Raw genomic sequence first — 26910 nt, 5'->3', positions numbered from 1 at the left:
ACCAAAAAGGCGCACAGGGCGAAGCCCCAACCGAAACAAGGAGATTCACATGAATGCTGTTTGGGAAAAGTTCTGCGCAGATCTGCTCGAGGTCGGAAAGGTCCTGGAAGACGAGATCGTCCCTCAGGATCCGCTGACTCAAGCCGAGGGCGTCCGCTACCTGAGTCGGTTGCTTCGGTACGGCACGATCAACTGTGTCGAGTACACCGATCCGCGGTGGCCGCAGTTCTCGTCGGCTCCGAACCCGAACATGATGACGAAGATCGGTGCCGACAACCCGGACAACGTCTACATGCGCGCCAACATTTCCGGGAAGTACAACTACCGGATCATCGGCACCCGAGGCACCGTCCCGCTGATCACCTTCGGCTCGCGCGTAAATCGGTACCACATCGACGGCACCATGCTGCAGACCGGCGATCTGCATATCCACGACCTCGAGGTCGACGAGAACGGCCGTTTCGAGTTCATCGCGAGCGTCGACAAGCCCGATGAGGGCGCTTGGCTGCCTTTGGCGCCCGACAGCAACCTCATCTCCGTTCGGCAAACTCACCAGGATCGGCGCAACGAGGTCATCGGTGATCTGACCATCGAATGCCTGAACCCGGACGGGGAGTTCGTCCCGTTGACTCCGGAAGAGATCGGCGAGCGCCTCACCAAGTCCGTCGGGATCGTGAAGGGGATGGCGGAGACCTTCCTGGAATGGTCGCGCAAATTCCAGCCGCACACCAACGAGATCTTCGACTGGGGACAGGACTACTTCCAGGACGCCGGCGGCGATCCGACGATCTTCTACTTCCACGGTTACTGGAAGCTCGCCGAGGACGAGGCGTGGGTCATCGAGACCGAGGTTCCGAACTGCGAGTACTTCAACTTCGTGCTGCAGAACTTCTGGGTCGAGTCCCTCGACTACAACCGCACGAACATCTACATCAACAATCACACCGCGAAGCTCAACGACGACGGCACCATGACAATCGTCGTGGCGGCGAAGGATCCGGGTTATGGCAACTGGATCGACACCGATTCGCATGCCGAGGGGACATGGGCGCTGCGCTGGATCAAGGCGGACTCGCACCCGATCCCGACGTCAAAGGTAGTCAAGATCTGACACGCTGACGGAGATTGGGAACGTATGTACACCAGGAAGATTAGGTTCGGCCCTCGCTTTGTCACGCTCGGGCTTGCCGGTGCATTGATGTTGGCCGGCTGCGCGTCGAGCAGTGGGGACAACTCGGGATCGGCTTCACCGAGCAGTAGTGGCGCAGCTGGTTTTGTGGGCGCCCCAGATGTGGGGGAGCGGATCGACGGCGGTGTTCTCACCTTCGGGTCCTATTCGTTCCCTTCCACGTTGGACCCCACGAGAACGCAAGCCGCCGGTTCGACCGGCGGAACCGAAATGGCCGCGATTTACGACACGCTGGTACGCAGCGACTCCACAAACGGGAGCTTCGTGCCACAACTCGCGAAGACACTGTCGAACAACAGCGACTTCACCTCGTACACCGTCACTTTGGCTGACGGCCTCACCTTCAGCGACGGAAGTCCGCTCGACGCGGAAGCGGTGAAGTGGAGTATCGATCGATTCGTGGCAGGCAAGGGTGATGTATCGCAGACCTGGCTCAACATCGTGGATCGGATCGAGACGCCCGACGCCACCACAGTCGAATTCGTGCTCGAGCGGCCCTGGCGTCAATTCCCGGCGCTGTTGTCGCTCGGGCCCGGAATGATCGTTGCGCGAAGTTCAGGGGGAGAGGCAGGGTCGGTTTCAGGAACCGGGGAGGGAGCGTTCACACCGATCGGGGCGGGTCCGTTCACCTTGGCCAAGTTCGCCCCGCACGAAGAACTGGTACTCGCCGCACGCACGGATTATCAGGGCGGTAAACCTCCACTGGACACAGTGCGGTTTGTTCCTACATCGGGTGCGCAGTCTCAGTACGAATCGTTGAAGAGCGGCCAGATCGACATGACGTACATCCTCCGCGACGAGGCCGTGATCGAACAAGCTCTCGACGACGGATACTCGGGTTACCTCAGTCCGACCGGACAGAACGGGATCGGCACGATCAACAACCGTGAGGGCAAGCCCGGGGCTGATGTTCGCGTCCGTCAGGCGATCGCCTACGGGGTGGATCCGGCGGCGGTCAATACCCGGGCGAACAACGGATTGGGCACCGCCAGTTCCGAACTGGTCCCGCATACGTCACGTTGGTTCAACAGCACAGCAGGTATTCCGTTCGATCAGGTGAAGGCAAAGGCGCTGCTCGATCAAGCGAAGTCCGACGGGTACGACGGGAAACTCCGCTACCTCACCACCTCGGAGCCGAGCCAACAGGCGACGGCACTGACGGTTCAGGCGTCGCTGAACGCGATCGGTTTCGACGTCACCATCGACTACGCGACCGATGTGACCGATCTGGTTCGACGGGTATACAAGGACCACGATTTCGACATGACCAGAGGTGGCGCTCCGGTCGGAGAAGAAGCGCCGTACCTCAATTTGTACAACAGTATGGCCAGTGATTCGAAGAACAACCCGTCCGGCTTCGCGGACCCGGAGATGGACGCGATGATCACAGCTGTGCAGACGGCATCGACGGACGATGCTGTCCGTGAGGCGATCAGCAAGGTGCAGGAGTACGCCAACGCGACTGTGCCTTACGTGATCTGGGGGCCGGCGTCGGTGTTGACCGCATGGGACGGCAACGTTCACGGCGTCGTTCGCAACATCACCGACATCATGTTCTTGGGCGGCGCTTGGATCTCGCCCAACGGCGAAACGGTGGAACGATGAAGTGGTCCTTGGCGGGTGCGATGATCGACGCCCTGGAACTGTGCGAGTTGGCGCAGGTCGCCGAAGAGGTGGGGTTCGACGGAATCGCGATGCCGGATTCCGTGTTCTATCCGGAGCAGGTGTCGGCGCCGTACCCGTACACTGCAGACGGGAAGCGGATGTGGGCGCCCGAGACGCCGATGCCTGATCCGTTCATTGCCATGGCGGCGATGGCGGCCGTCACATCGCGAATTCAGTTCTACACCAACGTGTTCAAACTTCCACTGCGCGATCCGCTGTTGACTGCCAAGCAGGTCGCGACCATGGCCGTGATGTCGAGGAACCGCGTCGCTCTCGGCGTCGGTTTGTCCTGGATTCCCGAGGAATTCACCTTCACCGGTACCGAGATGCGCACCCGCGGCGCGCGTACCGACGAAGCCATCGAGATCATCAAGGCGGTGTGTGCGGGACGTGGGCCGGAATGGGTCGAATACCACGGCAAGCACTACGATTTCGACGCTCTGATGATCAGTCCTGTTCCGGAGATTCCGGTTCCGATCTACATCGGTGGGCACAGCGAACCGGGGTTGCGCCGTGCAGCCAGGCTGGCTGACGGTTGGATGTCGGTGAACACGACCAAAGCCGAATTAGCCTGCGCCATCGATCGTCTCACGGAATTGCGGGTCGAGTACGGTCGTGCCGATGTTCCTTTCGGCGTCAACGTCTCGCCGACGGATGTTCGTGATCTGGACGGATATCGCGAACTCGAGACTCTCGGAGTCACGGAAATCAGAGTGTTGCCCTGGTATCGCTACGGAGTTGACGCCGGTGATCGTCAGGGACGACTCGACTCCGTTCGGCGGTTTGCCGAGGAGGTCATCGCTCAGTACTGATCGATCAGCGTCTGCATCGCCCGGCCGTAGAGTTTTGCCAACTCGTCGCGATCTGCGGACTGGGGGATACTTTCGTCGCTGAGGACGCTCAACAGCCCGGACACCTGGGCGGAGACCAGGAGTGCGCGGGTGTACGCGTCTTTGCCGTCTAGACGAGCGGCGAGATTGGTGGCGAATACTCCGGTCATGTCTCGGAGTCGCTCCCGGATGCGTGGACTGTCCGACGCTCGCATGAGCGCTGTGTACACCGACAGCATCCGGGCGTCGGCCTTGCCCAGGACGAAGGCGGCGATTCGCTCACCGAGGGTGTCGAGTGGGCCGTCGAACTGGCCTTCGAAGTAGTCCGCAACCGGCGTGGTTTCCAGGAACAGTGCTTCTTTGGACCCGAAATGCCGGATGACCAGGGCCGGATCGATTCCGGCAACTTTGGCGATGGCGCGAACTGACGTGCCGCCGAACCCGTGCTCGCCGAACAGTTGGAACGCCGCCGCGCGAATCGCCTCGGATGTCGAGGGTTGCTCCTGCTCTGGCGTGTGCCTCGTGGGTGTCACGACATCGACCTCTGTGCTCGCTCGCCGACCGCGTTGTCAACGGCGTTGACTATAACGTGTCAACGGTGTTGACTGTTGAGTCTGTCAACGGTGTTGACAGCTAGATGCGGTTAGTGAAGAGAGCGTGGAATATGACAGATACCGACGTCCGAGTACCCAGCGAAGAAGTTGTCGATCCGCCGACCAATTGGAAGATGGTGGGCAGTGGACTCGCATTTCCGTTGTTCTTCGTCATCATGTTCTGCCTGTGCTACGTCAGCGCCTTCCATTCGCCGACGCCGAATCAGGCACCGATCGTGGTGGTCGGGTCGCCGTCCGTCACGGCCCCGCTGATCGACGGAATCCAGGCTTCGTCGGGTGACAAGTTCGACATCGTTGCCACAGCCAACGCCGCCGACGCACTCTCTCGGATCGACAACCGCGATGCGATCGGCGCCATCGAGATCGGTGACACCGTGACCGCACATATCGCCACCGGCGCGGGCGCCTCGACGGTTTCCGTGGTGAGCAGCTTGGCGCATTCGGTTGCGGAGCAGACGGGGCAGCAGGTCACGGTGATCGACTCGGCGCCTGTCACGGCGCGAGACTCCTCGACCGTCGGACTCTTCTACTTCCTGATCGTCTGCACCCTCGGTGGCTACCTGACCATCACGGTGCTCAGTCAGGTTGCGCCGAGAATGCGGTTGCGAGAGCAGTATTCGATCCTGGCCGGTGCGGCGATACTCACCCCGCTCATAGCCTTCGGCATCACCAGCATCTTCATGCACGCCTTCGGGGCGTCGTTCGGCCAGATCCTGCAACTGCTGGGAATCTCGATGGTTTACACGTTCATCGTCGGTACGGTGAGCATCCTGCTCAATCGACTGCTCGGCCAAGCCGCGATCTTCGCGGTGCTGACGGTGCTCGTTTTCATCAACTTCCCGAGTTCGGGTGGTGCCATTCCGGTGTCGTTCCTGCCCGGATTCTGGCAGCACATCCATTCGTTCTGGCTCGGATCGGCAGCCATGGAGCCCATCCGCTCCGTCATCTACTTCAGTGGCAACGGCGCCGGACCGCACCTGCTCGTTCTGGGGATCTGGCTGGTCGCGGCACTCGGCCTGACCGGACTGCTCGCCTCTCGCCAGTCGAAAAAGGCAGCAGCGCACTGAGTGTGGTGGGGCCGGCGATTGCCGACCCCACCCGAACCCTTTACTTCAGCCGTACCGCGTCGGTGCCCGGTCCGTCGAGCATCGCGGACCCCAGCAGGATGTCCGGAATGCCGAACCCGTCGATCAGTGTCTCGACGTGGGGGCGCAGGGTGCGGCAACGCTCGTTGATTCCGCGCGTCACGGCCTTCGAACGCTCCACCGACAGATGCCGGTGCTCCATGAACCAGGCCTTGTCCTCTTCGATCACGGACAGTGCGTAGAGATCGCACACCTCGCCGAAGAGTTCCTTCGCGGTCTCGTCCTCACACGAGTCGATGCCGGCGACGAATGCTTCCAGGATGACGCGCTCGATGTGCGCCTGAGCGGCTTTGAGTACGTGGTCCTGCACGAAGTTGAACGCGTCGAACGGGTTCTCCTCGCGCTTCTGCGCTGCCTGCAATCGCCTTGCCGCAGTGGCGAGTAGGTACTCTTCGCGGTCTTCGAACATCTTCATCTGGGTGCCGCGATTGAAGAGGCTGCCGTCCTCTTCGTTGTCCTGGCGAGTGTCGACGATCGTCTGCAGGATCTGCTGCGCTGCCGTGCGTTTCTTGACCACGTCGGAGACCGTCGTAGCGGCGAAGCGCATCCAGTCGACCGGGCTCATGCCGCGGACTTCGTCGGCGTAGGAGGTGAGGAGTTCTTTTGCGACCAACTGCGTCAGAACGTGGTTGTCACCCTCGAACGTGGTGAAGACGTCGGTGTCCGCCTTGAGTGCGGTGAGGCGGTTCTCGGCGAGATAGCCTGCGCCGCCGCAGGCTTCGCGTGCCTCCTGGATGGCCCGAGTGGCATGCCAGGTGTTGGCGGCCTTGAGTCCGGCGGCGCGACCTTCGAGTTCGCGCTGCTCCTGCGGATCCGGGTCGTCGCTGCTCTGGATGTCGTGCATCGCGGCGACGAGTTCGTTCTGTGCGAACTGCAGAGCGTACGAGCGGGCGATCAACGGCAGCAGGCGCTTCTGGTGGACGAGGTAGTCCATGATCAGGACTTCGTCGTCACTCTTCGGAGCACTGAACTGCCTGCGCTGCAGGGCGTATCGACCGGCGATGGCCAATCCGACGCGGGCGGCCGCTGCCGCGGAACCACCGACGGTGACACGTCCACGAACCAGTGTGCCGACCATCGTGAAGAAACGACGGTTCGGGTTCTCGATCGCCGAGCTGTACGTGCCGTCCTCGGCGACGTCGGCGTAACGGTTGAGTAGATTCTCACGCGGGATGCGGACCTGGTCGAAGACGATGCGGCCGTTGTCGACTCCGGGCAGTCCACCCTTGAGCCCGCAGTCGGACGTCGTGACGCCGGGGAGGTCGTTGCCGGCGTCGTCACGAATCGGCACGACAAAGCAGTGGACGCCCTGACTTTCGCCTCCGGTGATCAGCTGTGCGAACACCGCTGCGACGGTGGCGTGCTGGGCAGCGCCGCCGATGTAGTCCTTGCGAGAGGACGGAGTGGGGGAGTTGACGACGAACTCGCCCGTCTCGACGTCGTAGGTCGCCGTGGTTTCGAGTTCCTGGACGTCGCTGCCGTGACCGGTCTCGGTCATCGCAAAGCAACCGAGCAGGTCCAGATCGATCAGCGGCTTGACGTACGCCTGGTGGTGACGCTCGGTGCCGAGGTTTTCGATGGCGCCGCCGAACAGACCCCACTGGACGCCGGCCTTGACCATCAGTGAGAGGTCGGACATCGCGAGCATCTCGATGCTGGTGACGGCGCCACCCGCGTCGCCCGTTCCGCCGTGAGAGACCGCGAAACCGTTTGCGGCGTACCCGAGATCGGCGAGGACCCGCATCTGTTCGAGAGCCTTGGAGCGCGCAATGGCGGTGTTGGGTGTGTAGTGCGGAGCAAAACGTTCGTCGTTCAATTCGCCGCGAACGCGCTCACGCACCTCCCGCCAGCGTCCGTCGAGTGTTGTCCTGAGGTGGTCCGCTGTGGTGGCCATGGAACCGACGATAGCGCGTAGCGCACCGCGGGCAACCCGGTTCGATCCCAACCTCACATTCAGCAGGAGCCCGCGGCACCCGCTTCGATTCCTTGGCGGAAGAGTTCCTTCTCGCTCTCGGACATAGCCTGGTACGAAGGGTCGTTCTCGACGATCTTCAGGAAGTCGGCGCCCGCCGTCTGGGTCGACGTGTCGCCGCTCTGAACACGCTGCTGAACGTAGACGGACACCGCCGAACACCCGCCGAGAAACGCGGGGTCGGTGCTCGTCGCCGCGGTGGTTCGAGCCGAGTCGGTGGCGCTCGGCGGCGACGAAACTGTCGCCTTGTCGTCGTTCGAAGCGTCCGAACCACACGATGTGAGAAGAATCGCAGCCGAGACCATCAGCGTCGTCAACAGTCGCTTCATGCCCGGAATCGTCTCACGCGGGGCCCGGTTCGACCGGAAAACTCGCCTCGAGCACCGAAGTCCTACACCCTGTCGTTGTCAGATTCGACAGAACTGGGACACTGGAAGCCGTGACTGTGTCTTCCGGTGATCCCGACGTGCATGCAACGAACTCCGCTCGGCTCTTCGAACGTGCCGGCAACGTGATTCCGGGTGGCGTCAACTCGCCCGTCCGCGCGTTCGGTTCGGTCGGCGGAACACCGCGATTCATTCGCGAAGCATCCGGATACACCCTCACCGACGTCGACGGAAACAATTACGTCGACCTGGTGTCGTCCTGGGGTCCGATGATTCTCGGGCACGCTCACCCGGCAGTCGTCGAAGCCGTTCGCGAAGCAGCCCTCGGAGGTCTCTCCTTCGGTGCGCCGACCGAAGGCGAAGTTGCCCTCGCCGAGGAAATCGTCGCCCGCGTCGCGCCCGTGGAAAAGGTTCGCCTGGTCAACTCCGGAACCGAAGCCACGATGAGCGCAGTCCGCCTCGCCCGCGGATTCACCGGACGCACCAAGATCGTCAAGTTCTCCGGTTGCTATCACGGCCACGTCGACGCCCTTCTCGCCGACGCCGGATCCGGCCTCGCGACGTTCGGGCTGCCGACCTCTCCCGGCGTGACCGGCGCTCAAGCCGAAGACACCATCGTCGTGCGCTACAACGATCTCGACGCGGTGGCCGCGGCCTTCGCGGCCAATCCCGGCGCCATCGCGTGCGTCATCACCGAAGCTGCCGCCGGAAACATGGGCGCCGTCGCACCGCTTCCCGGTTTCAACGAGGGACTGCGTCGTCTCACCCGTGAGCACGGCGCACTCCTGATCATGGACGAGGTGATGACCGGATTCCGCGTCAGTGCCTCGGGTTGGTACGGCATCGACAACGTCGCAGGCGACCTCTACACCTTCGGCAAGGTCATGAGCGGCGGCCTGCCCGCCGCAGCATTCGGCGGCCGCGCCGACATCATGGGCCACCTCGCACCCGACGGTCCCGTCTACCAGGCAGGCACCCTCTCGGGTAACCCTGTCGCCGTCGCCGCCGGACTCGCGAGCCTGCGCGCCGCCGACGCCGAGGTGTACGCCAAGCTCGGCCGGAACGCGACCGCCCTCGGCGACCTCATGACCCAAGCACTCACCGCCGAAGGCGTCGAACACCGAGTGCAGTACGCAGGCACCTTGGTGAGCGTGTTCTTCACGGAGAACACGGTGACCAACTACGACGAAGCCAAAGCCGCGCAGACCTGGCGATTCCCCGCCTTCTTCCACGCACTGCTCTCCCGCGGCGTGTACCCGCCACCGAGCGCGTTCGAAGCGTGGTTCGTCTCCGCAGCCCTCGACGATCGAGCCTTCTCGATCATCGCCGACGCCATGCCTCACGCAGCCAAGGCCGCGGCTGCTGCCGTCAAGCCCTGAGCAGTTCCAGTTCCAGAACATCCGCACGCTTCCGACATCCATCATCTTCAGCGAGGACCCTCGACTGTGACCGACGCCGATCACCCCGACCACACGTCCACCCGCACCATCGTCCACGTCCTGCGCCACGGCGAAGTACACAACCCGCGCGGGATCCTCTACGGACGGCTCCCGGGTTTCCGGTTGTCGGTGGCGGGCGAAGCTCAGGCTCGTGCGGTCGCGTCGGTGCTCGCCGATCACGACATCACCCACGTGGTCGCGTCGCCGCTGCAGCGGGCACAAGAGACCGCGACTCCGATCGCCGAGGCACACAAGCTCGACATCGTCACGGACGAAAACCTGATCGAGGCAGGCAACGAGTTCGAGGGTCTCAAGGTTGCCGTCGGGGACGGTGCGCTCTCGCGTCCGCGTCACTGGTGGAAACTGCGTGACCCGTTCACCCCGTCCTGGGGCGAGCCCTACCTGCAGATCGCCCATCGCATGCTCGCAGCCGTCAATGCCGCACGCGTCGCGGCAGTCGGACACGAAGCCGTCGTCGTAAGCCATCAGCTTCCGGTCTGGACACTGCGTCGATTCCTGCAGGGCGAGCGTCTCTGGCACGATCCCCGTCACCGTCAGTGTGGACTGGCCTCGTTGACTTCACTGGTCTACGAAGGCGACACCCTGGTCGACATCGTCTACTCCGAACCTGCCGGCGCCTCCGACCCGAGAGTGACAGGAGCATGATTTCGCGCCGCATCGCCGCAGCATTCGCAGCCGCTGCGTCGGCGATGCTTCTTCTCTCGTCCTGCGCGACCGGCGACGACGCCGTCGCACAGGGCGGAACTTTCGACTTCGTCTCACCGGGCGGACAAACCAAGATCTTCTACGATCCGCCGTCCGACCGAGGCACCATCGGCAAGCTCTCCGGGCCCGACCTGATGAACGAAGGTCAGAAGGTCGGTGTCGACGACTTCGAGGGCAAGGTCGTCGTCCTCAACGTCTGGGGTCAGTGGTGCGGACCGTGCCGTGCCGAAGCCGACGATCTGGAACAGGTCTACGAGCAGACCAAGGATTCGGGCGTGCAGTTCCTCGGCATCAACGTCCGCGACGACACCAAGAACAAAGCGCAGGACTTCGTGGTCGACAACAAGGTCTCGTACCCGTCGATCTACGACCCGTCGATGCGTTCGCTGATCGCCCTCGGTGACGGCTACCCCACGTCGGTCATTCCGACGACGATCGTGCTGGACCGCCAGCATCGCGTCGCCGCGGTGTTCCTCCAAGAACTTCTCGCCGAGGATTTGCTGCCCGTCGTCCAGCGAGTAGCTCAGGAAGACGCGCAGTAAAGATGACAACCACGACCACTACGCTGCTGGCCGGCAGCGACACATTGAGTGCCGGTGTGGGCGAAGCGTTTCAGAACGCGGCGTCGTCCGGTCCGCTTCTGCTCGCCCTCGGCGCCTGTGTGCTCGCCGGTCTGGTGTCGTTCGCTTCACCGTGCGTCGTGCCGCTCGTTCCCGGCTACCTGTCCTACCTGGCCGGCGTCGTCGGTGCCGACGCTCCCGCGATCACCGCCGAAGAGGCGAAGACGCGGACGATCACCCGGAGCAGTCGACTGAGGGTGGCCGGTGCGGCCGGACTGTTCGTCGCGGGCTTCACCGTTGTGTTCGTCCTCGCGACCGCGTCGGTATTCGGCGTGATCTCCACGCTGCTCGTCAACCGCGAGGTCCTGATGCGAGTGGGCGGTGTCGTCACCATCGCAATGGGTCTCGTCTTCATCGGGCTGATTCCGGCGCTGCAGAAGGACGTTCGTTTCGAACCGCGTCGCGTGTCGTCACTGGTGGGTGCGCCGCTGCTCGGGGGAGTGTTCGCTCTGGGCTGGACGCCGTGCCTCGGTCCGACATTGGCAGGCGTGATGTCCGTAGCGGCGGGAACCGACGGGATGACCGCCGCGCGTGGTGTCACGTTGATCGTCGCGTACTGCATCGGACTCGGCCTGCCGTTCATCATCTTGGCGCTGGGATCGGCGCGCGCGCTGACCGGCGTCGGCTGGTTGCGTCGTAATGCACGCACCATTCAAATTTTCGGCGGAATCATGTTGGTGGCAGTGGGAATCGCCCTCGTCACAGGCGCGTGGGACCAGTTCGTCGGCTGGGTTCGCGACGCATTTATCTCGGAGGTGACGCTGCCGATATGACAGCTGACGACAATAACGACCACCCGAAACCCGTGCTGCCGAAGCAGTCGGTGATCGGTCGAGTCGTTGCACTCGGGCGCAACACCTGGCGCGGGCTCACCTCGATGCGGACCGCACTGGTACTGCTGTTCCTCCTCGCGCTCGCTGCGATCCCCGGCGCCCTGCTGCCACAGCGAACCCTCAACGAGGGCAAGGTCACCGACTACATCGCCGCGCGTCCGACGCTCGGTCCGTGGATGGACCGCCTCGAATTGTTCGACGTGTTCAGCAGTTTCTGGTTCACCGCGATCTACGCACTGCTCTTCATCTCGCTGGTCGGCTGCATCCTGCCGCGTTGCGTGGAGCACGCGAAGGCGCTGCGCACCCGTCCGGTGAATGCGCCGCGCAATCTTGCTCGCCTGCCGCACCACACCAAGAGCGTCGTGGACGGCGAGACTCCCGACGAACTTGCTGCCCGGGTGTCGAAAGAACTGCGCGGGTGGCGCGTCGAAACGCGTCGCGGCGATTCGAAATCACGACGCGAAGGCGAGATCACCATCTCGGCGGAGAAGGGATACCTCCGCGAGTTCGGCAACCTCGTGTTCCACCTCTCGCTGGTCGGATTGTTGATCGCGATCGCCGCGGGCAAGTTGTTCGGCTACGAGGGCAATCGCATCGTCATCGCCAACGACGGCCCCGGGTTCTGCACGACCTCGCCGGCAGTGTTCGACTCCTTCGTCGCCGGTCTGAGCCTCGACGGCACCGGCATGACCCCGCTGTGTGTACGTGTGAAGAATTTCCAGGCCGACTACCTCGAGACCGGTCAGGCCGAGATGTTCACCTCGGACATCTCGTACCAGGCAGGCGACGACCTCGAGTCCGATACCTGGCGGGACACGACCATCCAGGTGAACCACCCACTGCGGATCGCCGGCGATCGTGTGTACCTGCAGGGACACGGATACGCGCCGACATTCACCGTCACGTTCCCGAACGGTGAGACCCGCACCGAGACGCTCCAGTGGCGTCCGGACGACGCCACGACGTTCCTGAGCAGTGGCGCGATGCGCTTCGACCCGCCGGGCGGCATGTATCCCGATGCGGACGAGCGTCGGAAGAATCAGATTGCCATCGAAGGATTGTTCGCGCCCACCGCGCTGTTCCACGGCAACCTGCTGTCGTCGAGTTACCCGGCGATGAACGATCCGGCAGTCGCCATCGACATCTACAAGGGCGACACCGGACTCGATACCGGTAATCCGCAATCGCTGTTCGAACTCAACACCGAACTGATCAATCAGGGCCGACTGGTCAAGCAGGATCGAGTCAATCTGTTTCCGGGGGAGAGCGCGACGCTTGCCGACGGAACCCAGGTGCGATTCGATGGTGCCGTCGACTTCGTGAACCTGCAGGTCTCCCACGATCCCGCTCAGGTGTGGGTGTTGGTTTCGGCGTTGACCATGATGGCGGGCCTACTCGTCTCGCTCGTGATCAAGCGTCGCCGCGTCTGGGCACGTATCTATCCAGATGACGAACGACGTACTGTAGTAGAACTTGGTGGGCTTGCCCGCACCGACCACGCAGGCTGGGGCGACGAGTTCGACCGCCTCGCCGACCGCTTGCTGAAAAGCAATCCGACCACCGCGGTGAACCAACCGCACGCGCAGGAGAACGCCCGATGACAACGAACGAGACACTCGCGCAGTACAGCGACTGGGCCTTCAAGTCCGCCTTCACCGTGCTCGTGCTGGCGTTTGTGCTGCTCATCGTGCAGTACGCGTCGGCCAGAGCAAAGGCGGTTCAGGACAAGGAACTGGTCTCCGCCGGCGGTGTCGACGCATCCGTGCCTGGCAGGGTCGCGGAGACTCCGAGCAAGTCGCTCTCGGAACGATTCGGCGGAATGGGCCGAGCTGTCCTGGTCGTCGGAACGGTGCTGATCATCGCGTCGATCGTGCTCCGCGGATTTGCGACGGAACGATTCCCGCTCGGCAACATGTACGAATTCGTGGCGATGGCGTGTGCGGCGTCGTTGCTGGTCGGGCACGTCCTGTTGATCAAGCCGGCGTACCGTCCGATGTGGGTCTTCCTGCTGGTGCCGGTTCTGATCTTGATGTTCCTCGCCGGCACGGTCCTCTACGCCGACGCGGCTCCCGTGGTTCCGGCGCTGCGCTCGTACTGGCTTCCGATTCACGTGACGATCGTCAGCGTCGGCTCCGGAATCTTCATGATCGGCGGTATCGCGAGCCTTCTGTTCCTGCTGCGACTGAAGTTCCCGCCCGGTGAGGAAGGCACGAGCATCGGTGGCCGGATCGCAGAGCGACTGCCGGATGCCCAGACTCTCGACCGCTTGGCGTACAAGAGCACGATCATCGCGTTTCCGCTGTTCGGCGCCGGCGTCATCCTCGGTGCCATCTGGGCGGAAGCTGCGTGGGGACGCTTCTGGGGTTGGGATCCGAAGGAGACGATGTCCTTCATCGCCTGGGTGATCTACGCGGCCTACCTGCATGCGAGGGCAACGTCCGGGTGGCGGGAGACGAAGGCCGCCTGGATCAACATCGCCGGTTTTGTTGCGATGCTGTTCAATCTCTTCATCATCAACATGGTCGTCTCCGGCTTGCACTCCTACGCGGGACTCACCTGATCCTCTCGAGGTACCGTGGGTGGCTGCCGACCGGTCTGTAGGTATTACCGGTAGGTACGTCAGGGGCGGGCAACAGTTACGATGCAGCTTGGCGAATTACTAGCTGTCTGGTAGCTGTGGGATCGACGAGGGGGAGCGGCGAGATGGCCGACAAGATTGAAGACGCCGGAGCAGGATTGTGGGAGCCGGTGCGCCCTGCCGAGCCGACGCGGCGCGAGCCGCGCGCATCCGCGCCCGAGCCGTCATCGGACTCGGTTCCCAGCGACGTTCGTAGTCTCTTCGTGGCCCCGGTCGACTCCGGGCCGCTCCAGCAAGTCGCCGGCCAGGCGCCCGGTGCACCCGCCGCTCCGCCGCCGACGACGACCCCAGCGGCTCCGGTACCAGGTCCCAAGACTCCGGTCATCCAGTATCCGGCAGCGCAGCCAGGCCCGATCAACGGCCAGTTCTCGACCTCGCCTGCGATGCCGATGCAGACCTACGAACCTACGAATCGTGGAGGGTCGCTTCCGGATTCACGAACTGGCGTTCCGCAGCCTGTTCAGAATTCGCAGCCTGTTCGGAACTCGCAGCCTGTTCAGAACCTGCAGCCTGTCCAGAATTCGCAGCCCGGCCCGACGGCGCATTCATCCGCGAGACCGCTCCAGCAACCGCAGGCACCTTTTTCGCCTGGCGTCCATCCGCCCAATCCCGCGATTCGGCAGTTCGGTCATCCCGGCGCTGCGCCGGTGCAGAACGGCCACGCCCTCCAGAATGGTCAGGCCGTGCCGATGGCCCCGCCGACGGCGCCACCTACTCGCGCTCCGATGCCGCAGTCCGGACTCACCTCGGCTCCGGACAGTCGCTTCGAGTCCGCTCTCCCGATGACTGCGCAAGATCTCTCGGCTGCGCTCCTCGTCAAGCGGCCTGTCCGGCCTGCCCCGGTGGGCGGCTGGCGCAAGGCGCTGTACACGTTGTCCGGCCGATCGGTGAACCTCGGAAACGGTGCAAAAGAGCAGCACCTCGTCGAGTTGACGCGCCAGATCAACCAGCCGCTGCAGGGCTGCTACAAGGTTGCGGTGCTCAGTCTCAAAGGCGGCGTCGGAAAGACCACGACCACAGCGACACTGGGGTCGATGTTCGGCTCGATCCGCGGCGATCGCGTCGTCGCTGTCGATGCAAACCCCGACCGGGGAACGCTGAGCCAGAAGATCCCGCTCGAAACTCCGGCAACAGTGCGAAACCTGCTGCGCGACGAGAACAGCATCGAGAAGTACAGCGACGTCCGTGGCTACACATCGCAAAATCGATACCGGCTCGAAGTGCTTGCCTCCGACAGCGATCCAGCAGTTTCAGAGGCCTTCAGCGGTGGGGACTACACGCGCACGGTCGACATGCTCGAGAAGTTCTACAGCATAGTTCTGACCGACTGCGGCACCGGATTGATGCACTCGGCGATGCAGGCCATTCTCGAAGGTACAGATTCGTTGATCGTCGTCAGTTCCGGTTCCGTCGACGGTGCACGTAGCGCCTCCGCAACACTTGACTGGCTCGACGCTCACGGTTACAGCAGGCTGGTCGCCACGTCCGTAGCTGTCATCAACGCGGTACGGCCTCGCTCGGGCAAGGTTGATCTGCCGCGGGTCGTCGAGCACTTCGAGCAGCGCTGTCGAGCGGTGAAACTGATTCCGTTCGATCCGCATTTGGAAGAGGGCGCCGAAATCGATCTGGACCGGCTGCGTCCAGGTACTCGGGAAGCGGTGCTGGAGTTGGCTGCGGTGGTTGCGCAGGACTTTCCGGCCTCCCCGTTCGCGTTGACGGGGCGGTAATCGGATAGCCGGGCGAGCCCGGACGCTACGTCGACGCGTCAGTCGGCGGTACGTCCGGACCTTCCGTGCGCTTGCGTCGTGTTTGCTGGTTCACATTCCACAGGAATTCGGGATCGTCATCCGGCCCGCGTACACCGCTCACCGGGGTGCGCGTCGACGGATCGGGCCCGAATGCCTTCCACATCAGAACGATCAATGTCACCAAACCCACCAACGCCAACAGATACAACACGGCGCACCTCCTCAGGGAACTGAAGTCGAGCCTACTCAGTCTCCGCCCCGCTTCACCAGAAGTGGTGCGGACAAGCGTTTCGGCTCAGTGCGCTAGTGCTGTATCTGTCGGGTACTGCAAGATCTCTCGGGTACTGCAAAGTGCTTCGAAGTGAGCCGAGTTTGCTCAGTTGTTGTCTGCTTCGGTGGTCAGCGAGCGCAGAAGCTGCATGACCTCGGTCTCACGGAATCGACGATGTCCTCCTGGCGTGCGAAGCGAGCCCAGTCGTCCTGCGTGTGCCCAGCGGGTCACGGTCTTGGGATCGACATGAAACAATGCCGCTACCTGTCCGGGCGTCATGAGTGCGTCTGCGGCGGTATTGAAGGTTGGTGCGCTCATTGTGAGGTCCTCCATGTTGATGTCGAACGTTTGACGAACAGTGATTCCGAACCGAGCAGTGATTCCGAACTTTGGTTCCGAACCGGTGTGTCGACCAGTTGCCAAAAACCTGCGTCGAGTTTGTTTCGAAGTCCTTCGCTCACATTCGACCGTTTTCTGAGTGGTAGCGCAATGTTTGCACAGATATAGCCGGGTAGTCGATCTTTCAAGAAAAAGTAATGTTTAAGTAAAGGACAAAATGGATATAGCGGGCTCGGTCCCACCCGTATTCGGAATGGGTAACCTGAGAGGGTGAGTCAGTTGTCTGAAAACCCCGAAAATGTTCCTTCTGAGCCGGTCAAGGCCAGTAAACCTTCCGCAAACTCTGGGCAAGCAAAGTCGGCTTCCGGGCCGGTGACCAAGGGTCAACTAGCCCGCGACGTGGTGCTGTACTCGGTCGCTCGGCTGCTGCTTGTCGTCGTGATCGGTGCCGTCATCATCGGTGGCGGAAAGCTCGCCGGCACGGACGTTCCCTTGATCGTCGCGGCGCTGTTCGCAGTTCTGATCGCGCTGCCGCTGTCGTTGCTGCTCTTCGCGAAACTGCGCAAGCGTGTCAATGCGGGCATTGCGGCGGTCGACGCCCAGCGTCGGTCCGATCGTGACGATCTTCGCTCCAAGCTGCGCGGAGACGGGCGGTGACCACGGGGTCGCTCGACGTCGACCGTCGGACCTCACGCCAGTGGGTCGACAACGCGGTGCGGTTGATCGAAGCCGACGCGCAACGCAGCGCGGACACTCACCTGCTGCGCTATCCGCTGCCGAGTAACTGGACCGTCCAGCTTTATCTGAAGGACGAGTCGACCCACATCACGGGGAGTCTCAAGCATCGACTCGCACGGTCGCTTTTCCTCTACGCGATCTGCAACGGCTGGGTTACCGAAGAGACCACCGTCATCGAAGCGTCGTCCGGATCGACGGCTGTCAGCGAGGCGTATTTCGCGAAGTTGCTGGGCCTGGATTTTGTCGCGGTGATGCCCGCGAGCACGAGTCCCGCCAAGATCGCGTTGATCGAGGCGCAGGGGGGACGTTGTCATTTCGTGAGCGATCCGTCGTCGATCTACTCGGAATCGCATCGGCTCGCGAGTGAGTTGAACGGTCACTACATGGACCAGTTCACCCACGCCGAGCGCGCGACGGATTGGCGCGGAAACAACAACATCGCCGAATCGATCTTCACTCAGCTCGAACACGAGGAACATCCGATTCCCGACTGGGTGGTCGTCGGAGCCGGGACGGGCGGAACCGGTGCCACGATCGGCCGCTTTCTTCGTTACCGGAAATTCGACACGGGGCTGTGCGTGGTGGACCCGGAGCACTCCGTGTTTTTCGACGCGTGGCGAGCGAGCGATCCGTCGATCGTCGGTACTCGAGGTTCCCGGATCGAGGGCATCGGCCGTCCGCGCGTCGAACCGTCTTTTGTCGGTCAGGTGGTCGACCGAATGATCAAGGTGCCGGACGCAGGCTCGATCGCGGCTGCCCGGCATGCCAGCGCAGCCCTGGGGCGCAAAGTGGGCGGCTCGACGGGGACGAACCTGTGGGGAGCTTTTGCGTTGATTGCCGAAATGATGGCGGCCGGGCGCAGCGGCAGCGTCGTCACCCTCCTGTGCGACGGCGGAGAGCGTTACTCAGGCACGTATTACAACGACGAATGGGTGGCTTCGGAAGGGATCGACCTGCTCGGCCCGACGACAGTGCTGGACGAGTTCGTACGTTCGGGTGCGTGGACGGCCAGTTCCTGAATCGCCGGCGCCGGACCGTGTGACGGGCGGCTCATCGTCACGCGCGGCCAGGCGTCCAACCCGGACGACTGCTCGTCCGTTCTGATGCGTATCAGGCCGGGGGAGAGCGTGTTCTCGGCCAGGCGCACGAACCCGAGGCGCTCGTAGTACGGCGCGTTCCACGGAACGTCGACGAACGTCGTCAGAGTCACGAGATCGTGGTGATGGTCCGCCGCCCATTCGGTGACGGCGTCGATCAGCTGTGCTCCGAGGCCTTTCCGGGCATGATCGGGGTGAACGGAGACCTGTTCGATATGCGCGCCGCCGTCCACGATCTCGACGAGTGCGTACGCAACGGGCACGTCGTTCGCGTCGGTCTGAACCCAGATGTGCTCGGCTGCGAGAAAATCGTTCAACTCGTCGAGCGTCGGCGGTGGATCGTCTGCGATGGCGTCCATCCCGATGTCTCGGAACGGTTCGCCCGCGGCGACCTCGATCTGTTGCAGTGCGGGTAGGTCGGTGGATATGGCCGAGCGGATCACAGAAACCGTTTTACCTCGAGAAGTGCGTTTCTCCCAGCGCTACGCCTTCTGTAACGCAAACCTACGCAACCGTAGGTTGTGTATCGTTTGGTCAAGGGGCACTTCTCCAGCGAGGGCGGATCATGGGCAATCCTGAAGTTTCACTCGACAATTACGAGGCTGTGTACGAGTACTACCGCAGTCATCAGCAGAACCGATTCGTGGCGAAGCTCGCTTATGCCGCATTGGCGCTGAAGTACCGCCCGCGAGTGAGGTATGCGCCGGGTGCGGAAGCTGCGCTGAAGACTCTCCTGGAACGTAAGACGCAGTTGGTCGTGGCAGTCAATCATCTGACCGAGAGCGACCAGTTCACGCTCGCCGCGACCGCGTGGCGTACTCCGTTGCGTCGAGTGATCGGACGGACCCGGGTCCTCGCCAAGGACGAACTCTTCGTTGATCCTTCACAGCGCAAGAAGGTCGACATGATGGGCAGCATCCCGGTTTTTCGCAGCAAGAACTACGGCCTCCGGGCTGTTTCGGATGCCGGCCGAGTGATGATGGACGTCGCGGCCGAGCGGCTGGGCAACGGGGACTGTCTGGCGATTTTCCCGGAAGGGACGTGCAACACCGAAGATCCGACGCGGTTGCAGCACGTCAACAGCGGAATCGGCCACATCGTCGCGCGCGCCGAGAAGTTGGGATGCTCACCGGCTCTGGTGTCGATCGGCATCAATTACGGTCCGGTGGCCGGCGACGTCAAGGCTGCGAGTGTCTTTGTCGGAATGCCGGTGACCGAACTTCCGGACAAGCCGATGGATATCGCCCGAACTGTGCAGGCTGACTTGCAGGTGGCAGTGAACGGGGCCGTCGCCGGATACTAGGCGCGCCTGTCAATTTTGGTTGACAGATTCCGGTTGTCAACCTAAATTGACATCATGACCGAAGCAACCTCTCTCGCTGCTGCCGCCGGTAGCCCGGATCCCACCGAGGGATTGCGTGCTGTTCGAGCGCTGCGTCGTCTACTCGAAAAACTCGAGGCCATTCAGGTCGCCAATGCGCGCCGTCACGGATGGTCCTGGCAGGCGATCGCGGAAGCTCTCGAGGTCAGCCGTCAAGCCGTCCACAAGAAATACGCGTCCGCGCAGTCGGAATCGATGCTGCGTTCACTGCGCGAGAAGGGCAGGTAATTGCCATGTTCGAAAGGTTCTCCGCACAGGCTCGCGGCGTCGTTGTCGATGCTGTCGCCGGCTCCGGTCCTGTCACTCCGATGGAACTGTTGACCGCGCTGCTCACCTCTGATCGGGGCATCGCCACCGAGGTGCTCACCGAGTCTGGTGTCACGCTCGACGTGATCCGCCACGCCGGCGCCGGCTCGAACGAAGGTAGCTCGAACAATTTCGACGACGACGCCGAGATACTCAAGTCGATCGGCATCGATCTCGATGCGGTTCGGGAGAGTCTCGAGCAGTCCTTCGGCGAAGGTGTGCTGGACGAGACTCCTGTGCCGGACGGAGTCGACACTTCTCGCAAGAGCCGATTCGGGTTCCCTCGTTCACGATTCGAGAAGGACTCCAAGAAGGTGTTGGAACTCTCGCTCCGTGAAGCGCTCGCGCACAAGGACAATCGAATCGGTGCCGAACACATCCTGCTCGGCATCCTGCGTGTCGCCGACGGGCCTACCCGTCAGGCCCTCGAAACGCAGGTCACGATGTCGGTGATCCGTGAGCGCTTGGAAGCGAAGATGAATCGCGCGGCCTAGATTCGGCACGGTTCCGCATGCACGGGGCGGGATGTGCCAGCATTCAGACATGACATTTCTGGCACGTCTCATCATCAACGGCATAGCCATCTGGCTGGCGTCGGCGTGGGTCACCGGCATCACGATCGCCAACCACGACAACGGCACCTGGGGCACGGTTCTCGTGATCGCGGTGATCGCTTTGATCTTCACGGTGGTCAACGCGTTCATCAAGCCAGTAGTGCAGCTTCTCTCGCTGCCGCTGCTCATCCTGACTCTCGGATTGTTCACGCTCGTGATCAACGCCCTCATGCTGATGCTGACGGCGTGGATCTCGTCCGGAACGTCCTACGGCTTGACGGTCGACGGCTTCTGGACGGCAGTCTGGGGCGCGCTGATCATCTCGATCGTGAACTTCCTGCTCAGCGCGTTCGTCCCGGACAACCGTTGAGTCCGTCGACTTTCAGGCGAGACTGAGCGCAACTGCGGTCGCGGCACCCCAGACGAGCATGGCGAGTCCGGTGTCGCGCAACGCGGGGATCAGGGCCATACCCTGCCCGCCCGAACGCAGTGGGGCGTTGGCCCGGATTGCCAGTGGCAACGCCAGCAATCCGAGCAATGCCCACGGAGTACGCAGGATCAGCAGCAGGGTCGCGACGAACGGGACGGCCAGCAGGATCACGTGCAGCGTGCGGGTCTTGGCGTCGCCGAGCCGGACTGCGAGAGTGATCTTTCCGGACTCGGTGTCGGTCGGGATGTCTCGAAGATTGTTGGCAACGAGCACCGCGCTCGAGAACGAACCGATGGCAATCGCGCCGGCCAGCCCGGCCAGATCCACCCGCTCGGCCTGTACGAACTGAGTTCCCAGCACTGCAATCAGTCCGAAGAAGATGAACACGGCGATCTCGCCGAACCCGCTGTATCCGTAAGGCTTCTTGCCGCCGGTGTAGAACCAGGCACCGATGATGCAGAACACGCCGACCGCAACCAGCCACCAGGCTGTGGTCGCCGCCAGAACGAACCCGGCTACCGCGGCAACGGTGAAGCAGCTGATCGCCGCGGCCTTCACAGCTCCGGGACTGACCAACTTCGATCCGACCAAGCGCAGTGGCCCGACGCGGTCGTCGTCCGTTCCGCGGATTCCGTCGGAGTAGTCGTTCGCGAAATTCACCCCGACGATCAAGGCCAAGGAGACGATCAGTGCCAGGAGCGCCTTCCACCACACTGCGAGGTCCAGGGACGCCGCGGCTCCGGTGCCGACCAGCACGGGCGCAATCGCGTTCGGGAGTGTGCGCGGCCTCGCGCCTTCGATCCATTGAGCAGCTGTTGCCATACAACGATCTTTGCACTGTGCAATACGATCGAACGCGGTGGATCAGCACATGACTCGAGACGTGAGTGAGCGCGCCAGGTACGCGCAGTCGGGCGAAGACCTGGCAGACATTGCCTTGCTCGGACCCGTTTCGACCAAAGTGGGCGATCGTCTGGTTCCGTTGCCGGGTCCGCGAGCTCGAACTCTGCTGGTTGCGCTGGCTCGCAATCCGGGTGAGCCACGTACCGCGCAGAGCCTGATCGACGACGTCTGGGGGCTGGAGCCGCCGCGCTCACCGATGAACGCCCTCCACACTCAGGTCTCGCGCCTGCGATCTGCACTCCCGGACGGGGCCCTCGAAGTCACGGCGGCCGGATACCGGCTCACTCTCGCTCGGGAGCGTGTCGACCTGGCCAGGGCAGCGGACGCCGCCCGTGGTCTGCGCACCGTCGGCGCCGACGCGTCCGAAGCGCTCGCAGTCACGACCGCGTCATTGCGCCTGTGGCGCGGTACCCCCGGGAGTGACGTCGTCGGCGACGTTGCAGATCGTCTGGCGCTCGACGCAGGCCGGGTGTACGACGAACTGGAGACGGCGCAGATCGACGCGTTGCTCACATTGGGGGAGTACGCGGCAGCCATTCCCCTGGTGCGCGGACGCCATCTGGCGAGCCCATTCGACGACACAGCGGCCGAGGCGTTGATGCGTGCGCTCGCCGGAGCAGGCCGAGTCAACGAGGCACTCGAAGTGTTCGCGGAGTTCCGCAACCACCTCGCCAATCGCCTGGGCGCTGATCCGTCACCCGCACTGGTGACTCTCAACGCGGAACTTCTCGGGGCACCTGCGGCTACACCGCGGGCCGCCCGTGCGATCGGTCTGCGCGCTGCCCCCAACACCTTGCTCGGTCGCGACAACGACATCGACCAGATCGAATCCTTGCTCGCCCGCTCGCGCGTCGTCACCATTCTCGGACCTGGTGGCGCCGGAAAGACCCGTCTCGCACACGAATTGGGCCTGCGCGGATCCGTGAACCAGCCGGGCGTCTCGGTGGTCCTCGTGGAGTTGGCGTCGTTGCGCAGCAGCGAAGATGTCATCGCGGCCATCGGAGGCACCCTCGGAATCAGCGAATCCGATCTGGCGCCAGGCAAATTGACCGTCGGCCGAACGCATTCGGCGAGAGAGCGACTCAAAGAGGCGCTGTCCGCCGGTCCGATGTTGCTCATCCTCGACAATTGTGAGCACGTGATCGGCGCGTGTTCGGAGATCGTGGCCGAGATGATCGCGGCCGGTCGTCAGCTGACGGTTCTGACCACCAGTCGTTCTCCGCTCATGATCAGTGCCGAGGCGGTGTACCCGTTGCCGCCGTTGGCGATCGAAGACGGAACCGGCTCGGCAGTCGAACTCTTCTCGGCGAGAGCCCGTGCGGTGCGGCCGTCTGTTCATCTGGACGTCGACGCGGTAGTCAAGCTGTGTACGACGCTCGACGGACTCCCGCTGGCGATCGAGCTCGCTGCCGCGCGGGTCCGCACCATGAGCGTCGACGAGATCGGTTCGAGACTGCGAGACAGGTTCGCGTTGTTGCGCTCCGATGATCCGACGTCTCCGGATCGGCATCGCACCCTGCACGCGGTGATCGACTGGAGCTGGAATCTGTTGGGCAGCGGGGATCAGATTGCGTTGCGTCGATTGTGCCGATTCCCGGCCGGCTTCACCCTTTCTTCGGCGCAGGCCGTTGCCGGGTGGGGCGAGTTGACCGATGTGGCAAGTGCCGTCGAAGCGCTGGTGAATCAGTCACTTCTTTCCGTCAGCGACGGGCAGGGAGATCTTAGGTACTACATGCTCGAGACTGTCCGTGAATACGGCGAGGAGCAACTCGCCGCGTCCGGGGAGGGACCGGAAGTGATTCGGCGCCTCGACGACTGGGCGATTGCGATCGCCGAGGATGCCGTCGTGCGTGCACGGACGGATCAGCTCCGTCTGATTGCCGACCTCGATGCCGAGCACGACAACCTTCTGGCTGTACTTCGCTGGGCCGTGGAACGCGGCGACGCGGTGACCGTAGCCAACGTCTTTCCCGTCCTCGCGATTCTGTGGGCCGTACGAGGATCGAACTCGGAAATCTCGAACTGGGCGTCGAAGATCGTCGGGGCGACCGCGGACAACGATCTGCGCGACGTGAATGCAGAACTGGTGGGCGCTACGTTCATCCTGGTGGCGATGCATCTCTTCTTCGGAGAGGCCGATCGAAACCATGCCCGTGCGCGGATCCGACTTCGAAAGCTGTTGCGTGAGCGCGATGATCTCGGTCCGTTGTTCGCATTTCTGATCAAGCTGACCACGAGTGGGATCGCCAACCACAAACTTGCGCGGTTGGTGGCCGAAGGCGTTCGCAGTTCCGATCCCGAGACCCGCATGGCGGCGTTGTCCGCGCGTTCGAACATGCGGGAGAACATCGGAGATCTGCGCGGTGCGTTGCTGGACGGGGAGACTCTGTTCGACTACGCCACCAGCATCGGTGACGAGTGGGGTCTGGCGATGGCGGCCCAACATGTCGGGTCGGTTCACAGCCAATCCGCCCGCTATGGCGAGGCCATCGAGTTCTACGCGATCGCGGCGGCGTCGATGGAACGCCTCGGTGCGCGTGACGAGGCGATGCAGCTCATCTGCTTTCAAGCCGGAGCAATGATCGCGGCCGGTGACACCGCTGGTGGTCGGGTGCTTCTCGATCGTGCACGTCCGGCATTGGCGCACTCGGGTGGGACCGGGGCCATCGAAACCGATCAACGGCGTGCGGCGCTCATAGCGAGTATCGCCGAGGCGGATCTCGCGGACGGCCGTATCGACGAGGGCTTGGCTCGGTATCGAGAAGCGCTGGAGCTGTTGGGTTCTGCGATCGAGAACATCTTCGGTGATCCCTTCGTCGTTCTGCTCGGTGCCGCGGCTGTGTGCGCTCACGCAGTTCACGGCAGGCACGAACTGGTGGCAGGCCGCGTTCTGCAGATGAAGGAGTCGAGTGCTCTCAAGCTCGATCCCAACGGTTACGCGGACCTGCCGCTCGCGGGTTCGTTGGCGTCGGCGATCGGGTCGTTCGATCTTGTCACGGGCAACATCGAACGCGGAGTCGAACTGATGGCTTTGTCGTTGAAAATGCCGGGGAGACAAGACTTCGTCTCGCTCCATCATGCGCGCCTCTCCGACTTCGCGGTTGGTCTGGTCGGAGCCGACAGGTGGTCTGTGGAAACCGAGAAGGTATCGGGTTACTCACGCAGAGCGGTCCGCGAAGCAGTGTTGGCTGCGCTTCGCGGACCGGTGCTGGATTAAGTCTGGACGATGGTGCGGGACTTATGTCTTGCGCATGTACATCCGCACGGTCAAAGGTGCCATGACGGCAACGATCACCGCGGCGCCCACCAGCGACCACACGACGTGGATACCGAAGTGGCCGTCGTTGGCCAGCTCGCGAACCGCGGTCACCAGGTGTGAGACCGGATTGACGTTCACGAACTTCTGAAGCCAACTCGGCATGGTGGCAGGATCGACGAACGCATTCGACAGGAACGTCAGCGGGAACAGCACGAGCATCGAAACACCCTGCACCGTGGACGCTTTGTTCATCAGCACGCCCATGAGAGCGAAGATCCAGCTGATGGAGAACGCGCACACCATGACCAGGATCGCGGCAGACAGAATGCCGACCACGCCGCCTGCGGGGCGGTAACCCATCGCGAAACCGACGATGAACGTGATGGTCGTGGCGATGCCGTAGCGCACGACGTCGGCGAGCAATGCACCGGACAGCGGGGCGATACGAGCGATGGGAAGGGACTTGAAGCGGTCGAACACGCCCTTGTCCATGTCCTCACGAAGCTGAGTGCCCGTGACGATGGAACCGGTGATGACGGTCTGGACGAGGATGCCGGGGATGATCGTCGGCAGATATGCCGTCACGTCACCGGCGATCGCGCCGCCGAAGATGTAAGTGAACATCAACGTGAAGATGATCGGCTGGATGACGACGTCGAACAGTTGCTCGGGGTTGTGCTTGATCTTGAGAATTCCGCGGTACGCCATCGTGAACGTGTTCGCGAAGCTCTGCTGCAGGCTGATGCGGCGGGGTGCGGCATCCGGCTGGGCTATCGGCGACCGGGGTTTGGTGAGGGTGGTTGTCATGCGACGCTCCGATCGGAGTCGTTGTCGGACTGGGCGTCGTTGCGTCCACCGTCTTCGGGCTGGTGCCCGGTGATGGTCAGGAACACTTCGTCCAGGCTGGGTTTCTGTACGTTGATCTCGTCGACGGCGATACCTTGCTCACGCAGACGGATCAACAGGTCCGCCGTGATCGACGGGTCGCTCAGTGGTGCGGTGATCCGCCCGACCTCGGGAGTGACTCCCACCTCGACGCTCAGCGCAGCGGCGATGAGCGAGCGAGCCTCCTCCGTGCGATCACGATCGACGAGCTTGAGTTGGAGCGAGGAGATCCCGACCGAAGCCTTGAGTTCGTCGGCGGTGCCGTTGGCGATCACGCGGCCGCGGTCGATCACCGCGATGCGATCGGCCAGTTGATCGGCTTCGTCGAGGTACTGCGTGGTGAGCAACACCGTCGAACCCTCGGCGACGAGTCGCCGGATGGTCACCCACATCTGGGCGCGGGTGCGCGGATCGAGGCCGGTGGTGGGCTCGTCGAGAAACAGCAGCGGCGGGCGCGCGATCAGGCTTGCCGCCAGATCCAGGCGTCGACGCATGCCACCGGAGAAGTTCTTCAGCGGTTTGGTCGCGGCCTCGACCAGATCGAACTCCTCGAGGAGTTCGAGGGACTTGGTGCGCGCATCGCGGCGGCTCAGGCCGAGCAGCCGCGAGAAGATCACGAGGTTCTCGGTCGCCGTCAGATCCTCGTCCACGGAGGCGTACTGACCGGTGACGCCGATCAGGGATCGGACCGCGGTGGGTTCACGGCTGACGTCGTGGCCGAAGATGCGCGCCTCACCGCCGTCGGGGCGAAGGAGAGTGGCGAGCATGCGGACGGTGGTGGTCTTGCCGGCGCCGTTCGGCCCGAGGACGCCGAACACCGAGCCGGTGGGGACGGTGAGGCTGACGCCGTCGACCGCGCGGTGCTCGCCGAACTTCTTGACGAGTCCGTCGGCCTCGATGGCAAGAGGCGAAGCTGTGTGGTTCATGGGATGAAGCTTGGCA

27 protein-coding genes are annotated in these 26910 nt (G+C 63.1%); 18 read left to right on the top strand and 9 right to left on the bottom strand.

The window, feature by feature from the left end; all coding sequences use genetic code 11:
- Window positions 1–49: 49 nt before the first annotated feature.
- Genes RWT78_RS07330 through RWT78_RS07320 form a run of 3 tightly spaced genes read left to right on the top strand, consistent with a single transcriptional unit; the run spans window position 50 to window position 3666 of the window.
- Complete coding sequence (locus tag RWT78_RS07330) at window positions 50–1111, top strand: DUF1214 domain-containing protein (protein ID WP_003941882.1); 1062 nt, start codon at window positions 50–52, stop codon at window positions 1109–1111.
- Between the two features lie 24 nt (window positions 1112–1135).
- Complete coding sequence (locus RWT78_RS07325) at window positions 1136–2794, top strand: ABC transporter substrate-binding protein (RefSeq protein WP_314674981.1); 1659 nt, start codon at window positions 1136–1138, stop codon at window positions 2792–2794.
- Complete coding sequence (locus RWT78_RS07320) at window positions 2791–3666, top strand: TIGR03619 family F420-dependent LLM class oxidoreductase (protein ID WP_054187829.1); 876 nt, start codon at window positions 2791–2793, stop codon at window positions 3664–3666. The genes RWT78_RS07325 and RWT78_RS07320 overlap by 4 nt, the downstream gene beginning before the upstream one ends.
- Here the strand turns inward: RWT78_RS07320 and RWT78_RS07315 are convergent.
- Window positions 3657–4217, bottom strand: a complete 561-nt coding sequence (locus RWT78_RS07315) for a TetR family transcriptional regulator (protein ID WP_314674978.1) — start codon at window positions 4215–4217, stop codon at window positions 3657–3659. The two genes, RWT78_RS07320 and RWT78_RS07315, sit on opposite strands and share 10 nt — an antisense overlap.
- A gap of 131 nt (window positions 4218–4348) precedes the next feature.
- Between RWT78_RS07315 and RWT78_RS07310 the strand changes: the two genes are divergently transcribed.
- A complete protein-coding gene (locus tag RWT78_RS07310) occupies window positions 4349–5365 on the top strand; it encodes an ABC transporter permease (RefSeq protein ID WP_314674976.1) in 1017 nt (338 codons plus the stop codon).
- 40 nt (window positions 5366–5405) lie between these two features.
- Here the strand turns inward: RWT78_RS07310 and RWT78_RS07305 are convergent, their stop codons facing one another.
- Both RWT78_RS07305 and RWT78_RS07300 read right to left on the bottom strand, forming a co-directional pair.
- A complete protein-coding gene (locus RWT78_RS07305) occupies window positions 5406–7337 on the bottom strand; it encodes an acyl-CoA dehydrogenase (protein ID WP_024487810.1) in 1932 nt (643 codons plus the stop codon).
- 59 nt (window positions 7338–7396) lie between these two features.
- On the bottom strand, window positions 7397–7744 hold the full coding sequence (locus RWT78_RS07300; protein WP_007735283.1) for a hypothetical protein: 348 nt from the start codon (window positions 7742–7744) through the stop codon (window positions 7397–7399).
- A 110-nt stretch (window positions 7745–7854) separates the two neighbouring features.
- Here RWT78_RS07300 and hemL point away from each other — a divergent pair, with 110 nt between their 5' ends.
- From hemL to RWT78_RS07265, 7 genes are all read left to right on the top strand, one after another.
- Window positions 7855–9180 (top strand): glutamate-1-semialdehyde 2,1-aminomutase, encoded by a 1326-nt coding sequence (gene hemL, locus RWT78_RS07295; protein ID WP_037129903.1) that lies wholly within the window; start codon window positions 7855–7857, stop codon window positions 9178–9180.
- Window positions 9181–9246: 66 nt separating this feature from the next.
- The gene (locus tag RWT78_RS07290) at window positions 9247–9906 is read left to right on the top strand and encodes a histidine phosphatase family protein (RefSeq protein WP_003941868.1); all 660 of its coding nucleotides are present in this window, start codon (window positions 9247–9249) and stop codon (window positions 9904–9906) included.
- A complete protein-coding gene (locus RWT78_RS07285; protein WP_003942071.1) occupies window positions 9903–10508 on the top strand; it encodes a TlpA disulfide reductase family protein in 606 nt (201 codons plus the stop codon). The genes RWT78_RS07290 and RWT78_RS07285 overlap by 4 nt, the downstream gene beginning before the upstream one ends.
- Window positions 10509–10510: 2 nt before the next feature.
- Window positions 10511–11359 (top strand): cytochrome c biogenesis CcdA family protein, encoded by an 849-nt coding sequence (locus tag RWT78_RS07280; RefSeq protein ID WP_007735278.1) that lies wholly within the window; start codon window positions 10511–10513, stop codon window positions 11357–11359.
- Window positions 11356–13020, top strand: a complete 1665-nt coding sequence (locus tag RWT78_RS07275) for a cytochrome c biogenesis protein ResB (protein ID WP_003942064.1) — start codon at window positions 11356–11358, stop codon at window positions 13018–13020. Before RWT78_RS07280 ends, RWT78_RS07275 begins: the two co-directional genes overlap by 4 nt.
- Window positions 13017–13979, top strand: coding sequence for a c-type cytochrome biogenesis protein CcsB (gene ccsB / locus RWT78_RS07270; RefSeq protein ID WP_047268895.1), 963 nt, complete (start codon window positions 13017–13019; stop codon window positions 13977–13979). The genes RWT78_RS07275 and ccsB overlap by 4 nt, the downstream gene beginning before the upstream one ends.
- Window positions 13980–14122: 143 nt before the next feature.
- Window positions 14123–15784 carry an AAA family ATPase gene (locus tag RWT78_RS07265; RefSeq protein ID WP_399551463.1) on the top strand — a complete coding sequence of 554 codons (1662 nt, stop codon included), beginning with the start codon at window positions 14123–14125 and terminating at the stop codon, window positions 15782–15784.
- A 25-nt stretch (window positions 15785–15809) separates the two neighbouring features.
- Here the strand turns inward: RWT78_RS07265 and RWT78_RS07260 are convergent, their stop codons facing one another.
- Complete coding sequence (locus RWT78_RS07260; RefSeq protein WP_003941996.1) at window positions 15810–16016, bottom strand: hypothetical protein; 207 nt, start codon at window positions 16014–16016, stop codon at window positions 15810–15812.
- 165 nt (window positions 16017–16181) lie between these two features.
- Complete coding sequence (locus tag RWT78_RS07255) at window positions 16182–16394, bottom strand: BldC family transcriptional regulator (RefSeq protein WP_003942029.1); 213 nt, start codon at window positions 16392–16394, stop codon at window positions 16182–16184.
- A gap of 291 nt (window positions 16395–16685) precedes the next feature.
- Here RWT78_RS07255 and RWT78_RS07250 point away from each other — a divergent pair, with 291 nt between their 5' ends.
- Both RWT78_RS07250 and RWT78_RS07245 read left to right on the top strand, forming a co-directional pair.
- Window positions 16686–17072, top strand: coding sequence for a DUF4229 domain-containing protein (locus RWT78_RS07250; RefSeq protein ID WP_030535490.1), 387 nt, complete (start codon window positions 16686–16688; stop codon window positions 17070–17072).
- Complete coding sequence (locus RWT78_RS07245) at window positions 17069–18172, top strand: PLP-dependent cysteine synthase family protein (protein WP_003941980.1); 1104 nt, start codon at window positions 17069–17071, stop codon at window positions 18170–18172. The genes RWT78_RS07250 and RWT78_RS07245 overlap by 4 nt, the downstream gene beginning before the upstream one ends.
- Here the strand turns inward: RWT78_RS07245 and RWT78_RS07240 are convergent.
- Entirely contained in the window at window positions 18070–18693 is a 624-nt protein-coding gene (locus tag RWT78_RS07240; RefSeq protein ID WP_007728507.1) for a GNAT family N-acetyltransferase, read from the bottom strand. The genes RWT78_RS07245 and RWT78_RS07240 overlap by 103 nt on opposite strands.
- 122 nt (window positions 18694–18815) lie before the next feature.
- Here RWT78_RS07240 and RWT78_RS07235 point away from each other — a divergent pair, with 122 nt between their 5' ends.
- Genes RWT78_RS07235 through RWT78_RS07220 form a run of 4 tightly spaced genes read left to right on the top strand, consistent with a single transcriptional unit; the run spans window position 18816 to window position 20861 of the window.
- Complete coding sequence (locus RWT78_RS07235; RefSeq protein ID WP_003941959.1) at window positions 18816–19553, top strand: 1-acyl-sn-glycerol-3-phosphate acyltransferase; 738 nt, start codon at window positions 18816–18818, stop codon at window positions 19551–19553.
- 54 nt (window positions 19554–19607) lie between these two features.
- Window positions 19608–19859 carry an HTH domain-containing protein gene (locus RWT78_RS07230; protein ID WP_003941869.1) on the top strand — a complete coding sequence of 84 codons (252 nt, stop codon included), beginning with the start codon at window positions 19608–19610 and terminating at the stop codon, window positions 19857–19859.
- Window positions 19860–19864: 5 nt separating this feature from the next.
- Window positions 19865–20431: a Clp protease N-terminal domain-containing protein gene (locus RWT78_RS07225; protein ID WP_003941949.1), complete on the top strand. Its 567-nt coding sequence runs from the start codon at window positions 19865–19867 to the stop codon at window positions 20429–20431.
- 49 nt (window positions 20432–20480) lie between these two features.
- Window positions 20481–20861 (top strand): phage holin family protein, encoded by a 381-nt coding sequence (locus RWT78_RS07220; RefSeq protein ID WP_003941998.1) that lies wholly within the window; start codon window positions 20481–20483, stop codon window positions 20859–20861.
- Window positions 20862–20873: 12 nt separating this feature from the next.
- On the opposite strand, the gene RWT78_RS07215 is transcribed toward RWT78_RS07220, so the two are convergent.
- Window positions 20874–21743 (bottom strand): 1,4-dihydroxy-2-naphthoate polyprenyltransferase, encoded by an 870-nt coding sequence (locus RWT78_RS07215; protein ID WP_019744341.1) that lies wholly within the window; start codon window positions 21741–21743, stop codon window positions 20874–20876.
- A 49-nt stretch (window positions 21744–21792) separates the two neighbouring features.
- Between RWT78_RS07215 and RWT78_RS07210 the strand changes: the two genes are divergently transcribed.
- Window positions 21793–25041 (top strand): BTAD domain-containing putative transcriptional regulator, encoded by a 3249-nt coding sequence (locus RWT78_RS07210; RefSeq protein ID WP_003941972.1) that lies wholly within the window; start codon window positions 21793–21795, stop codon window positions 25039–25041.
- Window positions 25042–25062: 21 nt separating this feature from the next.
- Here RWT78_RS07210 and RWT78_RS07205 read toward each other — a convergent pair whose 3' ends face one another.
- Both RWT78_RS07205 and RWT78_RS07200 read right to left on the bottom strand, forming a co-directional pair.
- Window positions 25063–25890: an ABC transporter permease gene (locus RWT78_RS07205; RefSeq protein ID WP_003941848.1), complete on the bottom strand. Its 828-nt coding sequence runs from the start codon at window positions 25888–25890 to the stop codon at window positions 25063–25065.
- The gene (locus RWT78_RS07200) at window positions 25887–26894 is read right to left on the bottom strand and encodes a daunorubicin resistance protein DrrA family ABC transporter ATP-binding protein (protein ID WP_003941960.1); all 1008 of its coding nucleotides are present in this window, start codon (window positions 26892–26894) and stop codon (window positions 25887–25889) included. Before RWT78_RS07200 ends, RWT78_RS07205 begins: the two co-directional genes overlap by 4 nt.
- Between the last annotated feature and the right edge of the window lie 16 nt (window positions 26895–26910).

This window comes from uncultured Rhodococcus sp., assembly GCF_963525155.1.
GTDB lineage: Bacteria > Actinomycetota > Actinomycetes > Mycobacteriales > Mycobacteriaceae > Rhodococcus_F > Rhodococcus_F qingshengii.
Note: the sequence above shows the minus strand (reverse complement) of the source record. Positions and strands in the feature narration are given on the sequence as shown.